A 13,608-nucleotide genomic window follows, 5' to 3' on the forward strand; every position below is an offset into this window, starting at 1 on the left:
ATGCGGCCGCTTGCGACCTACAGCAACCCCTCCGACAGCGCATTCGGCGTGCCGAAGCAATGCGCGGTGATCGACACGGCCTGCTCGTGCAGATGCGGCAGCATCTCGACGCGGCCGGCCGACACTACGGGCCCGCCGTAGACCGCGATGTCGGGCACACCTCCGGTCGCGGCGATGACGGCGGCCACCTCCGCCGTGCGGGAGTCGCCCGCGACGATGCGCACGCGCGCTCCGGCGGTCGGCCCTTGCTGCGCGGCGAGCCGGCGCAGGCGCGCAGCCCAGGCCTCGGCATCTTCGTACGCGACCTGCACCCCTGCTGCTGCGAGCGCTTCGGCGATCGGCGCGGGCAGCGCGACCGGCGTGCTGAGCTGCGGCGTGGCCCCTGCGGCGAGCGCGGCGGCGATGACGCGCACCGCGTGATGCGGCGCCGCGTCCGCGGCCCAGCGCACGATGGTCGATACGGGAAGGTAGCGCAGCGCGTTGACCTCGATGCCGAGCTGCGAGGCGTCTCTGGCGATACCGAACTCGTCATCCCATGCCTGCGCGTCTGAGCCGAGCGCCGCGCGCAACCACGCGAGTTCGGCGCCCGCGACGCCCGCGCGCTCGGCCGCGGTGAGCAGTCGTGCGGCCCGTGGGCGCGGGGCGCGCAGCGGAGCGTTGACGGGTGCGTCGATCCAGTCGCCGAGCCCGTGCAGGTAGTTGGGGCCGCCCGCCTTGGTGCCGGCGCCGATGGCCGACTTCTTCCAGCCGCCGAAGCTCTGCCGACGCACAATCGCGCCGGTGATGCCGCGGTTCACGTAGAGGTTGCCGGCCTGCACGCGGCGCAGCCACAGGTCGAGGTCGTCGCGGTCGAGCGAGTGCAGCCCCGAAGTGAGTCCGTAGTCGATGTCGTTGACCAGGTCGATGGCTTCGTCGAGCGTCTCGGCGGTCATGATGCCGAGAATCGGCCCGAAGTACTCGGTGAGGTGGTACTCCGAACCCCGTCGCACCCCCTCGCGCACGCCGGGCGTCCACAGTTTCGTCGCACCGTGACGGTCTTGCGCGAGCGGATGGTCGCTTTCGATGGGAGCCGGTTCGATGAGCCATCGCTCCCCCGGTCCGAGCGTGGTCAACCCCCGCAGCAGTTTGCCCTCGGGCGCCGTGATGATGGGGCCCATTTGAGTGTCGAGGTCGTCGGGGGTGCCGACGGTGAGCGATCGCACCGCGTCGAGCAGCTGCCCACGGAAGCGCTTCGACGTCGCCACCGAGCCGACGAGAATCACGAGTGACGCCGCCGAGCACTTCTGCCCCGCATGGCCGAAGGCCGAGAGGGCGACGTCTCTCGCCGCAAGGTCGAGGTCGGCGTTCGGGGTGACGATGATCGCGTTCTTGCCGCTGGTCTCGGCGAGGATCGGCAGATCGGGGCGCAGGTCGCGGAAGCGAGCCGCGGTCTCGTATGCGCCGGTCAGGATCAGCCGATCGACTCGCGGGTCGGCGACCAGGGCTGAGCCGAGCACGCGGTCGGGAAACTGCACGAGCTGCAGCACGTCGCGCGGCACACCGGCCTCCCAGAGCGCCTCGATCATGATGGCGCCGAGCGCGCGGCATTCGACGCGGGCTTGATGATCACGGACGCCCCTGAGGCGAGGCCCGAGAGCACGCCGCCCGCCGGAATCGCGACCGGAAAGTTCCACGGCGGAATCACCGCGATGAGGCGCTGCGGCTGGTACACGGCCCCGTCGACCTGCGGCAGCATCTGCCCGAGCATCGCGTAGTAGTTCGCGAAGTCGATGGCTTCGCTCACCTCCGGGTCGCCCTGATCGAGCGTCTTGCCGCACTCCGCCCCCATGACCTGGAGCAGCTCGGCGCGCTTCGCCTCGAGACGCTCGTCGGCGCGGGTCAAGATGCGGGCGCGCTCATCGGCACCGAGCGCCTGCCATCCCTCGGCGGCCTGCACTCCGCGCGCAATGATCGCATCGAGCGCGTCTGGTCGGCGACCTCCGCTGAGCGACGAGATCGATGCCGAGACGCGATTCGACCATGCGTTCGGCGATCGCGCGACCCCAGACACGGTTGCCCGGCGGATCTGGGTCGGTATCGGGCGCGTTGTCAAAGGCACCCGAGCGGCCTGCGGCGACTCGGGCGTCGACCCGCCCCTCGACGCCGTCAGAGTCGAAGGTGCGGCGATCCTGCTGCCGGTTCGCGGCGGGCACCGCGAAGTGCTCGGGCGCACCATCGGCCGTGATCGCTTCGAGGTCGGCGAGCGAAGCGAGGAAGCGCTGTTGTTCGCGCGCGAACAGCTCCGGTGCATCGTTCAGCTCGAACACCGCCGACATGAAGTTCTCGGAGCTCGCGCCCTCCTCGAGGCGGCGGATGAGATAGGCGATCGCGACGTCGAACTCTTGCGGGTGCACGACGGGCGTGTAGAGCAGCAGCGATCCGACCTCGCGCTTCACCGCTTCGGCCTGACCGGTCGCCATACCGAGCAGCATCTCGAACTCGACCCCCGAGGTCGCGCCGCGCGCCTGCGCCAGCAGCCACGCAAGCGCAATGTCGAAGAGGTTGTGCCCGGCGACCCCGATGCGCACGTTGCGCACGCGCTCGGCGGTGAGTGCGTAGTCGATGACCGCCTTGTTGTCGTGTCGCTCTGCTGCTTCGAGCTCCACGTCGCGACCGGCCAGCCGTGCATCGCGGCGTCGACCTGCTTCATCGGCAGGTTCGCCCCCTTCACGATGCGCACGTTGATCGGAGCTCCCCCGGCGTCCACGCGGGTCGCGGCCCACTGCTGCAACCGCATCATCGCCCCGAGCGCATCGGGCAGGTAGGCCTGCAGCACGATGCCGGCCTCGAGATCGCGGAACTCGGGGCGATTCAGCATCCGCATGAACACAGCGAGGGTCAGGTCGAGATCTTTGTACTCCTCCATGTCGAGGTTGATGAACTTCTGCGGGCTCGCCGTGTTCGCGCGCTCGAAGAGCGGCAGCAGCTGGTGCTCGATGTGCTGCACGGCTTCGTCGAAGGCCCAATGATTGTGCGGGGCGACGGTCGCCGACACCTTGATGGAGACGTAGTCGACATCATCGCGGGCCAGCAGCCGGTGGGTGCCGGCGAGACGCCGCTCGGCTTCATGCTCGCCGCGGATCGCCTCACCCAGCAGATTGAGATTCAAGCGCACGTCGTCGCGCTTGATCTTCGCGATCGCCGGCCCCAGCTTGCTGTCGGTCGCATCGATGATCAGGTGGCTGACCATCTCGCGCAGCACGCGACGGGCGATCGGCACGACGGCACCCTTGAACGGGGCGGCGAGCGCACCGCCGAGGCCGATCGCGCCCCGCATCGGCGCGGGGAGAACGACGGGGTCAGCGGCACGAGCTCGCGCAGTCGCTCGCCGCTGCCCCCAGATCTTCGGGCCGCACGACGCCGTCGACGAATCCGACGGTGAAGGCGAGACCGTTCGGGTCTTTGAGCACCCCGGCGAGGCGCTCCGCTGAGGCGTCCGCCGGAATTTCGGCGGCCTCGCGCAGCCACCGCTGCACCAGGGCGATCGCGGCATCCGCGAGCTCCTGCGGACGGGTCTGGCCAGTCGCCTCGGAAGGTGACGGGTGGGCAACACTGCCGGCTGCGGTGGGGGTCACGAGCGGCCTTTCCGAATCAGCGCGCACGCGTGCGGGCTCGAGTAGTGACTGCTGCCATCGTCTCGCGCCCCGCGATTCAAGAAAAGCGAGGAATTCGGTGCATTACCGTTCAGATTTGCTTCATTGCGAGACGGAGACGCGCTCCCCCGTCACCGCACTCTCACGGGCCGCGTCGAGCACCGATACGGTGTGCAGCGCTTCGTCAAGGGTGACCGAGGGCGCGGTGCCCGAGGCGATTGCGCGATGCAGGTCGCGGTAGAAATCGCTGTAGTCGCCGCGCAGCGAGGGGACGCGGATCGGCTCCGCGCCGACCGTCAGCACGCCCCAGCGCTCCTCGGCTTCGACGCCCCAGACGTCGGCGTCGGTTGCCGGTCGCAGCCCGGCGAGCAACTGCTCGAACTGCACGTCGCTCATGTGCGACTCGTCGTTGCCCTCGAGTACGGTGGCACGATCATACGGCGATCCTGACGGCGCGCGCCCTTGGTCGACGACACCGAACTGAAGACCCCCGAGGCGTGGTGCAGACCGAGAAAGAACCCGACATCGACCCGCTCGTCGCCCGCACCGACCCAGTCGAGGTGCGCGTCGACGCGCGCGACCGGGCCGAAGAGCTGCGTGAGCTGGTCGACGACGTGCGCACCGAGGTCGCGCAGCAGGCCCTCGTCGGGGCCCTGATCGAGCACGGTGCGGTCGTCTTGCTCAAGCGCGAAGTCCGCCCGCCACACCGGCCCCAGCACACCCGAGTCGAGCACGGAGCGCAACGTCACGAGGTCGGTGTCCCAGCGCCGGTTGTGGAAGACCGTGAGCACACGCGCGGCGGCATCGGCCGCAGCGATGAGCTCGCGGGCCGTCTCGGCGTCGGGCGCGAACGGCTTGTCGGCGACCACGTGCACGCCGCGCTCGAGCGCACGGAGCACGAGCTCGCGGCGGGTCGCCGGAGGCCTCGTGATGACAACGGCGTCAACGCCCGCGTCGATGAGTTCATCGAGCGAAGCGAACGCCTCGACCCCGGGGGCCGCCTCTGCAAGCGACGCACGCGTCGCCTCCGCGCGAGCGACCACGCCCACGAGCTCCCGTTCGCTTCCGCAGCCTGAATATAGGGCAGGTGAAACAGTCGTCCGCCGACCCAAATCCGACAGTCCGATGCGCATCGGTGATCCTTTCGATCGCACGCGGGTGTGCACCCGCACCGATAACAACGGCGGGTGGCGCTGATGCGCCACCCGCCGTAATCCTTACTTCTTTCGTGGCACGTAGATCATGCCCGTGGTCACTTCTTCCTCGAGCGCTTCGAGTGTGCGCCCGCGGGTCTTCGGCACCCACTTCCACACGAAGAAGAGGGCGAGGGCTCCCACGACGGCGAAGACGAAGAAGGTGCTCGATGCCGACGCCGTCGACGAGCGGCAGGAAGAAGAGCGCGACGATGCCGTTCATGATCCACAGCGCGAAGACCGAGATGCCCATACCGATGCCGCGCATATGCGGCGGGAAGATCTCCGAGAGGCACACGCGCGGTGCGACGTTCAAGGAGGTCTTCATGGAGCCCACGAAGATGACTACGAGGGCCAGGATGATCCCGGGGCGCACCGCGCTGCCTTCGGGAAGCGTGAGCGAAGCGATGCCGATCAGCGAGTGGCTGATGGTGGTGAGCGTGAACCCGATGATGAAGGTTTTGCGGCGATCGATGCGGTCATCATGTGCAGGGCGATGATCGCGCCGATCACGGCGATCACCCCGGGCGCGACGTTGGCAATGAGGGCGGGTTGTGCGAGAAGCCCGACTGCTCGAGCGCCTGGCTGCCGAAGTACATGATCGAGTTGATACCGGTCAGCTGCTGCGCGATGCCCAAGGCCGATGCCGATGAAGACGATCTTGAGCAGGTTGCGGTTCGAGAGGATCGCGCGCCAGCGAGGTGCTCCTCACCGCGCTCCTCCTCGACGAGTGCTCGCAGGTCGGCGGTCTCTGCAGCGGCTCGCTCGGGGGTGCGCACGGTCGCAAGTACGCGCTTCGGCGCCATCGAAGTCGCCGCGGATGCGCGCCAGCAGGACGATTAGGGCATGCGCAGCATGCCGAAGATTCAGCGCGATCGCGGGGAGCGCGCAACGGCGAACATGACGCACCAGCTGTCGACGATGTTGGCCCCGCACGTTGCCGATGATGGCGTTCACGACGAACGCGGCCAGCTGGCCGACGACCTGCCCGTCACGGCGCAGCAAGACCGCTGCGGCCCAAAAGGCAGCTGCCGATGCGCTGGAAGAACAGGCAAAGGCGAAGGCCGAGGAGGCTCAGGTCAAGGCCGAGAACCGATGTGGGCCGCGCCAGATCGCCGGCGCCACGAATCAGCGCGCCGAGCTCGTCGGGCAGATTGGTGAGCTGAACGCGCAGCTCGCCGCGCTGTCGGCCCCACCATCGTGCCTGAAACCCCGCTCAGCCCGGAGGCCGAGGCCGCCGTGCAGGCGCAAATCGACACCACCGAGCAGCTCGCCGGGCTGCAGCGCGCAATCGAAAGCGCTCAGGCGCGGCATCGCCGGCATCGATGAGCAGATCGCTGCACTGCGCAACGCGCGGAAAGCGAAGCGGCCACGCAGCAAGCCGAAGCCGAAGCCGCCGAGGCCGAGCGAAAGGCGGCGGCCGAGATCACCAGCAGCGCGATTGCGCTCTCGGCCATCGCCACCGTTGAGGAGGAGCTGACCACCCCGGTGATCACCCGCGCCGACGGCGAGCGCCAGGTAACGCTTGACGGTGACGCCGCAAGACAGCCAACTGGCGGTCGCCCAGCTTGCCATCGACGAGGCGATCGCCGACGCCGATGCCTGCCAGCCGGCGCACGTTCGAGCAGGGCGGCGCGTCTGCCGAACAAGACGAGGCGTTGCGGGCGGCTCGGGCTCGCGATGCTCGGCGCGATCATGCTCGTGCTGCTTGTCGATGGTCGCGACCTTCCGCAGCTTCGCGGGCCGCTGGTATATCTCATCTCGATCCCGTTCGCGCGCGACGGGGCGATCCTCGGCCTGCTCATCACCGGCACCCCCTTCGGCCTCCCAGCCCTGCATCGGCCTGCTGGGATGCTGATCGGCATCGTCGTCACCGATGCGATCATGCTCATGGACCTCATCAACCGTCTACGCGAGGCGGCGCCGGGCTCAACGAGGCCGTGGAGCCTGCCGCACACGTCTTCGCTTGCGCCCCATCCTGATGTCGGCCGCGGCGACGGTGTTCGCGTTGATGCCGATGTCGCTTCGGACTGACCGGCGGGGGCGTGTTGATCTCGAAGCCTGCGGCGATCGTGGTGATGAGCAGGCTCATCTCGTCGACGCTGCTGACCTCCATCCTCGTGCCTATTTCTACACGCTCATGGAGCGCGGCCATCAGCGCAAGTTCACCAAGCAGACCGAGCGCCGCGCTCGCCGAGATGCACAGCGCACGAAGCGTCGTGCCGATGATGCAGGAGCGCGGCGGAGGCGCGCGAGGCCCAGCTGGCATTTGCGGCAGATCGCAGTTGGCGAAGCAGAAAGCGCGCGGCGAAGGTCGACGCGAAGGCGGCGAAGCGCCAAGCGCGGACTGCCGAGCGCGAGGCGCGAGCTGCGCTTCAGGCCGAGCAGCATGCCGCGAAGGGGGTGGCGCAGATGCAGCAAACTCGTCGGGTGCGGCGCGAGGGGCCGGATGCCGCTGACGCTCCTGACGTCCCTTGACGCCGCTGACGCCCCGCCAGCGCCGCCAACGCGGTCGGCCTCCGCTGCGCTGCGCGCCACGTGTGGGCGGGGTCACTTTCGGAGTGTGCGCAGATCGCCAACCCTCCGAAAATGTACCCGCTCTGCGGTTCTCGCCCATCAGCGCGCCAGCCGCGCAGCAGCCAGCAGCCACCAGCCAACAACCAGCAACAACCAGCTCCACCACCCCAGCCCGGGGGCGCTCACTAGACCACCCCCACCCGCCCGCCCACACCGCGGAGATTCACGCATGAGCGACCGAGATCGAGCCAATCGGTCCGCTGATGCATAAATCTCCGCAATTTCGGGCCACTCGACAGGAAGTACGACCGGCAAAATCGGCACGCGGTGGTGGTGCCCGCGGTGACGCTGCAGGTTGAAGTGCGACTCCAAGCCCTAGCGCGTTGGCGCACCAGCGGGTGTGGTTGCCTCCTCCGCGGATCCGGGCAGTGAGCAGCGGCGGATCACCCGGCCGACTTCAGCCCCGACCCTGTGAGCAGCACCACGGTGGTCTCGTCGGGATGGATCGCCCCGCGTTCGACCAGCACCTCGAGTGCGGCAGCCGCCGTCGCGCTAGTTGTACTGACCCGGATCGTTGTTGACATAAGAGAAGCCCCGGTGTCGAGTTGGAGCTGTAGTTCTACATCTAGAACCACGGAGGCTTCTCATGTCCCACGCTAACGCCCGACTGGCTCCCGCGGGCCGTTTGATCATGATTCAGCAGCATCCGGTCCGGGCGTGCGGTCGCGCATGTCGCCGCTGAGATGGCGATTTCTCGCGCGACTGCGTGGCGGTGGTGGCGCAGATTCCGTGAGTTGGGGATCGTCGGCTTCAAAGATCGTCCAGCATCACGCACACGCATCCCAACCGCACAATGCGTGCGCGGAGGAAGTCGTGTGCGGATCATGCGTGAGTTGACCCGCCGCGGCCCGGTCTTCATTGCGGGCAAGCTCGGCATGCGCCTCGACGGTCGGACGGGTGCTGCGCCGCCACCGGGAACCATTGCTGCGCGATATCGATCCCGTCACGGGAACTCGGATCCGCGCAGAACGACGATCCGCGAACCGATACGAGCACGATCATCCAGGCTCGTTGATCCATATCGATGTCAAGAAACTCGGCCGCATCCCCGACGGTGGCGGTTGGCGGCTACACGGTCGTCGCGAACGACCGAACCGGAAACGGGGACACGGGTACGACTATGTCCATACCGTGATCGATGATCATTCGCGTGTCGCGTACGCCGAGATCCACGATGATGAGAAAGGTGTTACCGCGGCTGGGGTCTTGGAGCGTGCGATCGCGTTCTATGCGTTGCTTGGGGTGCGGGTCGAGCGTGTCATCAGCGATAACGCTTTCGCATACCGGCACTCCGCAGTGTTCGTGGTGTTCTTGACGCTCACAACATCGCGCAACGGTTCATTCGTCCGCATTGCCCGTGGACGAATGGGAAAGTCGAACGCTTGAATCGCACACTCGCGACGGAGTGGGCGTACGCGCGGCCGTGGGCGTCGAACGAGGATCGCCGGGCAGGGTTGACTGCCTGGCTCGATTATTACAACCTGGACAGGCCCCATCTCGGTATCGGGGGCCAATCTCGATCGATCGCGTCAACAACGGTCGAGGTCAGTACAGCTAGTCGGCTCGGTGTAGAGCCCGCGCGCCGCGAACCCGGCGTGCGCGGAGCGGATCCCCGCCTCGGGAACCGCGACCGTGCCTCCGCCGCTCTCACGCAGCGCTTCGAGCATGGGCATGAGGCGCAGCGGGCGGGAGATCGCCGTGCCCTCGGCGATCGTCGGCAGCACCGGGCGGGCGGTCGCGGCCTGCAGTGCCGCCGCCCGCGCGGCCGCCGCACCGGGCGCCGGTTTCACGTGGAACGCCGCGTCGACCGGCGAGCAGTGCAGGGGCTGCGCGGCATACAGACGCGGCAAGCGATCGATCGCGCCGACTCGCAGTAGTTCACGGAACCCGAACGCACACCCCAGCAGGCTGCTGCCCGCGCCGACCGGCATCACCACGGCGTCGGGAGCCCGGAACCCGAGGTCTTCCCACATTTCGTAAGCGAGCGTCTTCGTTCCCTCGAGAAAGAACGGCTGCCAGTTGTGGCTCGCGTACCAACCGTCGCCGCGCTCAGCCGCTGCGATCGCCGCAGCCTGCGAGGCTTCGCGGAGCCCGTCGACGAGTTCGATGCGCGCTCCATATGCGCGCGCCTGCACGAGCTTCGCGGGCGTGGTCGACGCCGCGCGAAGACGGTCACGTCAAGGCCGCCTGCGGCACCATACGCGGCGATCGAGGCACCGCCGTTGCCCGAGCTGTCCTCGATCACCGACGTCGCGCCCTGCTGCCGCAGCACGGAGAGCATCACGCTGGCCCCGCGATCCTTGAAGCTGCCCGTCGGCGACGCCCACTCGAGTTTGCACAGCGGTCGAGCACCGTGCCACTCGGTCGGCACCAACGGCGTGCGCCCCTCGCCCAGCGAGATCGGGTCGGGTACGTCAACCGCGAAGGCGGCGCGGTACCGCCAGAGTCCGGGCGATCCCGCATCGATGTCTGCAGCCGTGATGCCGCCACCAGGCGTCAGCAGCAGCGGATCACCAGCGTGCGAACGCCAGCGCCCCGCCTCGATCGGCACACGCGCTCCGGATGTCGGGTCGACGTAGGCGGCGTCACTGCTCATGCAGCGCAGCCTAGCAACGCCGTGCTCCCACCATGCTGATCACGATCGGGGTAAGTTGCGGTGGGTGCGCGGCCACAAATGGGCGGCAACACCCGTCGAAAGTTACCCCGATCGCATCCAGCGCGGCGCAGCCGCAGCTACAGCAACAGCGCCGCCAGCGCACTACGCCTTCGGCCCGTCGGGCCCCGGCCCGCCGCCAACGCCGCCGCCCGCACCACCCGCGGCGCCGATTTCGCCACCGACCGCTGCCGCCACCGCGGCGCGCTTCGCGGCGGGCGCCGGCTTGCCGCTGCGCATCGCGGCCATCCGCCCGGCCCGTCGCCCGAGCCATGAGACGGTGAGGTTGATGGCGAGGTAGATCACGACGGCCACGACCCAGAAGGTGAAGAGGTAGCGGTTGCCGTAGAAGGTCGACGCCTGCTTCACCGTCGAGGCGAGCTCGGAGTAGGCCACGATGTAGCCGAGCGAGGTGTCTTTCAACAGCACGACGAGCTGGGCGATAATGATCGGCAGCATCTGCGTGAACGCCTGCGGAAACTCGATGAGCAAGCGGGTGCGCACCGGCGTCAGTCCGATTGACAGGCCGGCTTCGCGCTGGCCCTTATTCAGCGCGACGATGCCGGCCCGCAGTGCCTCGCCGATGATCGCGCCGTTGTAGATGATGAGTGCGATCACGACGGCCCAGAAGGCACCGGTCGAGGCGACGAGCAAGATGAACAGCATCATCAGCAGCACGGGCATGCCGCGGAAGAACTCGAGCAGCACGGTCACGGGCACGCGCACCAGAGCCGACGATGCGAGGCGCCCGAAGGCGAACAGCATGCCGAGCAGTACGGCGCCGACCATCGCAACGGCGGCGGCGCGCAGCGTATTCAGCACGCCGCGGCCGATGAACTGCCACACTTCGCCATAGGCCAGCACATCCCAGCGCGAGCCGTCGAACATGCCGAGCGTCTCGTTGCCGTTGACCGCGATCTGCGGCTGGGCCAGGCGCCAGACGACCCAGCCGAGCAGTGCGGCGAGCGCGACAACGCCCACTACTGAAATGATGCGGGATCGCACCCGCGCCTTGGGGCCGGGGGCGTCGTAGAGAACTGTCGCGGTACTCATCGCAGCACCCGCACCTTCTTCTCGATCTGCCCGGCGATGAGACCGAGCGGAATGGTAATCAGGAGGTAGAAGCAGGCGACGCCGACGAGAATCGGGATCACCGCCTGACCGTTGCTGTTCGTCAGCTGTCGGGCCGTCGCGAAGAGCTCGACCACGAAGAACCCGCCGGCCACCGAGGTGTTCTTCGTCAGAGCGATGAACACGTTGATGAGCGGCGGAACCACCATGCGCAATGCTTGCGGCAGCACGATGAGCGAAAGCGTCTGCCCGAAGCCGAGACCGATGGAACGGGCCGCTTCGGCCTGCCCGACCGGCACACCGTTGATGCCGCTGCGCAGCGCCTCGGCAACGAATGGGGAGGTGTAGACAGCGAGGCCGATCGACGCGAGGATCGCGTACGGTGGCTTGTCAGGCACGATGAGCGGCAGCACGAACACCATGAACAGGAGCAACAGGGTGAGCGGAATGTTGCGGATCAGCTCGGTGTAGACCGTGGCGAATGCACGCAGCGAGGCGACGGGGCAGATGCGCATGACGGCCACGATGAGGCCGATGAGCAGCGCCCCCAGGCCACCGAACAGCAATAGCCTCAGGGTCATCAAGAATCCGGCGAGGATGTCGCCGGCGTTCGCGATCAGCACTTCCACGGGCTGGATCCCTTCTGCGGAGCGGCTCCCGGGGGCGGCGTGCGCCGCCCCCGGCCGACTCAATACTGACTGGACGCGAGTGCCGTACCGGCATCGCGAGGTGACCGTGAACGATCAGTAGTTGTCGATCTTCGGCGGCTCAGGCGTCGAGAGCACCTTGCCGGCCGTCTTCTCCCAAGCTGCGGCCCAGTCGCCATCATCGAACGACTCTTGCAGCGTGTCGTTGATGAAGCCGCGGAAGTCGTCGTCGCCCTTCTTCAAACCGATGCCATAGGGCTCCTCGGTGAAGGGGTTCTCGACGACCTCGAACTCGCCCTGGTTCTGGTCGGCGAGGCCGGCGAGAATCACGTTGTCCGTGGATACCGCCACGACCTCACCCGAGCGCAGCGGCTCGAGGCAGTTCGAGTAGGTGTCGGTGGCGAGCACGTCGACCCCTTCCTTCTTGAGGTTCTCCTCCGAGGTCGAGCCGGTGACCGAGCAGACCTTCTTGCCCTTGACGTCGTCGATGCCCGAGATGCCGTCGGGGTTGCCCGAGAGTACCAGCAGGTCTTGACCGGCGATGTAGTACGGGCCGCCGAAGTCGATGACCTGCTTGCGGTCGTCGTTAATCGTGTACGTCGCAACGACGATGTCGACCTCACCCTTCTCGATGAACGGCTCGCGGTTGGCCGACACGGCCTCTTTCCACGTGATCTGGTCTTCGGTGAGGCCGAGCTTTGCGGCGATGATCTTGCCGATCTCGACGTCGAAGCCCTCGGGTTTGTTGGTGGTCGGGTTCATGAGGCCGAACAGCGGCTGATCGTACTTCGTGCCGATCGTGATCTTGCCGGCGTCGTGGAGCTTCGCCATCGTGGTGCCTTCGTCGAAGGTGACGTCTTCGGCGGGTGCCGGTGCCGAGGTGTCTCCCCCGGCGTCGTTCGGCGATCCTGAAGCGCACGCTGTGAGGGCGAGAGCTCCAGCTGCCGCGATGACTGCTGCGTACTTGGCGAATCTCATGATTCCTGCTTTCTCTGCGTTGAGTCTGGTTCGTGGGAATCGGGGCGTCAGTGGCCGAGAATCTTCGACAGGAAGTCCTTGGCGCGCGACGTCGTCGGGTCGGTGAAGAACTGCTCGGGCGTCGCCTCCTCGACGATCTGCCCGTCGGCCATGAACACGATGCGATCGGCGGCCCGCCGTGCGAACCCCATCTCGTGGGTCACTGCGACCATGGTCATGCCGTCGTTCGCCAGACCGATCATCACGTCGAGCACCTCGTTGATCATCTCGGGGTCGAGTGCCGACGTCGGTTCGTCGAGCAGGATCAACTTGGGGTCCATCGCCAGCGACCGAGCGATGGCGACGCGCTGCTGCTGTCCGCCCGAGAGCTGCGACGGGAGCTTCTGGGCCTGGTTCGCGATGCCCACGCGATCGAGCAGCGCCATCGCTTTCTCCTCCGCGGCCTTGCGCGAGAGGCCGCGGACCTTCATTGGCCCGAGCGTCACGTTCTGCAGGATCGTCTTGTGCGCGAAGAGGTTGAACTGTTGAAACACCATGCCGACGTCGGCTCGCAGCGTCGCGAGGTCCCGGCCTTCTTCGGGCAGCGGTTCGCCGTCGATGGTGATCGTGCCCGAGTCGATGGTTTCGAGACGGTTGATCGCGCGGCAGAGCGTCGACTTGCCCGACCCTGACGGCCCGAGTACCACGACGACCTCACCGCGGCCGACCTGGGTGTTGATGTTGTTGAGCACGTGTAGATCGCCATAGTGCTTGTTGACTTCGTTGATGATGACGAGTGGCTCTCGATCGTCGCGGACCACTCTGACCGCTGTCGTCTCTCCCATGCGGCGATCGTACTGAGAGAGCCGAGCCGTGCG

General features: G+C 67.4%; 11 protein-coding genes and 4 pseudogenes. 2 read left to right on the top strand and 13 right to left on the bottom strand.

Annotated features, from left to right (window positions below; genetic code table 11):
* Positions 1-17: 17 nt before the first annotated feature.
* The 7 genes and pseudogenes from ACZF5Y_RS16045 to ACZF5Y_RS16075 all read right to left on the bottom strand — a co-directional run bounded on the left by ACZF5Y_RS16045 (position 18) and on the right by ACZF5Y_RS16075 (position 6,400).
* Positions 18-3,524 (bottom strand): annotated as a pseudogene (locus ACZF5Y_RS16045) (bifunctional proline dehydrogenase/L-glutamate gamma-semialdehyde dehydrogenase).
* Between the two features lie 210 nt (positions 3,525-3,734).
* On the bottom strand, positions 3,735-4,028 hold the full coding sequence (locus ACZF5Y_RS16050; protein ID WP_497533725.1) for a Gfo/Idh/MocA family oxidoreductase: 294 nt from the start codon (positions 4,026-4,028) through the stop codon (positions 3,735-3,737).
* Positions 4,025-4,675 (bottom strand): Gfo/Idh/MocA family protein, encoded by a 651-nt coding sequence (locus tag ACZF5Y_RS16055; RefSeq protein ID WP_497533726.1) that lies wholly within the window; start codon positions 4,673-4,675, stop codon positions 4,025-4,027. Before ACZF5Y_RS16055 ends, ACZF5Y_RS16050 begins: the two co-directional genes overlap by 4 nt.
* 174 nt (positions 4,676-4,849) lie before the next feature.
* A complete protein-coding gene (locus ACZF5Y_RS16060; protein ID WP_497533727.1) occupies positions 4,850-4,969 on the bottom strand; it encodes a hypothetical protein in 120 nt (39 codons plus the stop codon).
* Between the two features lie 88 nt (positions 4,970-5,057).
* Positions 5,058-5,300 (bottom strand): annotated as a pseudogene (locus ACZF5Y_RS16065) (MFS transporter); the annotation flags it as partial.
* Between the two features lie 43 nt (positions 5,301-5,343).
* Positions 5,344-5,631: an MFS transporter gene (locus ACZF5Y_RS16070; RefSeq protein WP_497533728.1), complete on the bottom strand. Its 288-nt coding sequence runs from the start codon at positions 5,629-5,631 to the stop codon at positions 5,344-5,346.
* 322 nt (positions 5,632-5,953) lie between these two features.
* A complete protein-coding gene (locus ACZF5Y_RS16075) occupies positions 5,954-6,400 on the bottom strand; it encodes a hypothetical protein (protein WP_497535357.1) in 447 nt (148 codons plus the stop codon).
* Here ACZF5Y_RS16075 and ACZF5Y_RS16080 point away from each other — a divergent pair.
* On the top strand, positions 6,314-6,859 hold the full coding sequence (locus ACZF5Y_RS16080; protein WP_497533729.1) for an efflux RND transporter permease subunit: 546 nt from the start codon (positions 6,314-6,316) through the stop codon (positions 6,857-6,859). The two genes, ACZF5Y_RS16075 and ACZF5Y_RS16080, sit on opposite strands and share 87 nt — an antisense overlap.
* 926 nt (positions 6,860-7,785) lie before the next feature.
* Here the strand turns inward: ACZF5Y_RS16080 and ACZF5Y_RS16085 are convergent.
* Positions 7,786-7,926 carry a hypothetical protein gene (locus ACZF5Y_RS16085; protein ID WP_497533672.1) on the bottom strand — a complete coding sequence of 47 codons (141 nt, stop codon included), beginning with the start codon at positions 7,924-7,926 and terminating at the stop codon, positions 7,786-7,788.
* A 62-nt stretch (positions 7,927-7,988) separates the two neighbouring features.
* Between ACZF5Y_RS16085 and ACZF5Y_RS16090 the strand changes: the two are divergent.
* Positions 7,989-8,913, top strand: a pseudogene (locus ACZF5Y_RS16090) (IS481 family transposase); the annotation flags it as partial.
* 18 nt (positions 8,914-8,931) lie between these two features.
* Here the strand turns inward: ACZF5Y_RS16090 and ACZF5Y_RS16095 are convergent.
* The 5 genes and pseudogenes from ACZF5Y_RS16095 to ACZF5Y_RS16115 all read right to left on the bottom strand — a co-directional run bounded on the left by ACZF5Y_RS16095 (position 8,932) and on the right by ACZF5Y_RS16115 (position 13,575).
* Positions 8,932-9,998 (bottom strand): annotated as a pseudogene (locus tag ACZF5Y_RS16095) (pyridoxal-phosphate dependent enzyme).
* Positions 9,999-10,160: 162 nt separating this feature from the next.
* The gene (locus ACZF5Y_RS16100) at positions 10,161-11,108 is read right to left on the bottom strand and encodes an amino acid ABC transporter permease (protein ID WP_497533674.1); all 948 of its coding nucleotides are present in this window, start codon (positions 11,106-11,108) and stop codon (positions 10,161-10,163) included.
* Positions 11,105-11,755: an amino acid ABC transporter permease gene (locus tag ACZF5Y_RS16105; RefSeq protein ID WP_497533675.1), complete on the bottom strand. Its 651-nt coding sequence runs from the start codon at positions 11,753-11,755 to the stop codon at positions 11,105-11,107. Before ACZF5Y_RS16105 ends, ACZF5Y_RS16100 begins: the two co-directional genes overlap by 4 nt.
* 114 nt (positions 11,756-11,869) lie before the next feature.
* The gene (locus ACZF5Y_RS16110; protein WP_497533676.1) at positions 11,870-12,751 is read right to left on the bottom strand and encodes a glutamate ABC transporter substrate-binding protein; all 882 of its coding nucleotides are present in this window, start codon (positions 12,749-12,751) and stop codon (positions 11,870-11,872) included.
* Positions 12,752-12,798: 47 nt separating this feature from the next.
* On the bottom strand, positions 12,799-13,575 hold the full coding sequence (locus tag ACZF5Y_RS16115) for an amino acid ABC transporter ATP-binding protein (RefSeq protein ID WP_053351512.1): 777 nt from the start codon (positions 13,573-13,575) through the stop codon (positions 12,799-12,801).
* Between the last annotated feature and the right edge of the window lie 33 nt (positions 13,576-13,608).

It is taken from the genome of Leucobacter sp. WKLB1, assembly GCF_059696215.1.

What these genes read in the sequence shown, in the direction of transcription:
- ACZF5Y_RS16110 (WP_497533676.1), bottom strand. Translation starts at nt 12,751, where the DNA reads ATGAGATTCGCCAAGTACGCAGCAGTCATCGCGGCAGCTGGAGCTCTC.
- ACZF5Y_RS16100 (WP_497533674.1), bottom strand. Translation starts at nt 11,108, where the DNA reads ATGAGTACCGCGACAGTTCTCTACGACGCCCCCGGCCCCAAGGCGCGG.
- ACZF5Y_RS16085 (WP_497533672.1), bottom strand. Translation starts at nt 7,926, where the DNA reads ATGTCAACAACGATCCGGGTCAGTACAACTAGCGCGACGGCGGCTGCC.
- ACZF5Y_RS16115 (WP_053351512.1), bottom strand. Translation starts at nt 13,575, where the DNA reads ATGGGAGAGACGACAGCGGTCAGAGTGGTCCGCGACGATCGAGAGCCA.
- ACZF5Y_RS16050 (WP_497533725.1), bottom strand. Translation starts at nt 4,028, where the DNA reads ATGAGCGACGTGCAGTTCGAGCAGTTGCTCGCCGGGCTGCGACCGGCA.
- ACZF5Y_RS16070 (WP_497533728.1), bottom strand. Translation starts at nt 5,631, where the DNA reads ATGGCGCCGAAGCGCGTACTTGCGACCGTGCGCACCCCCGAGCGAGCC.
- ACZF5Y_RS16075 (WP_497535357.1), bottom strand. Translation starts at nt 6,400, where the DNA reads ATGGCAAGCTGGGCGACCGCCAGTTGGCTGTCTTGCGGCGTCACCGTC.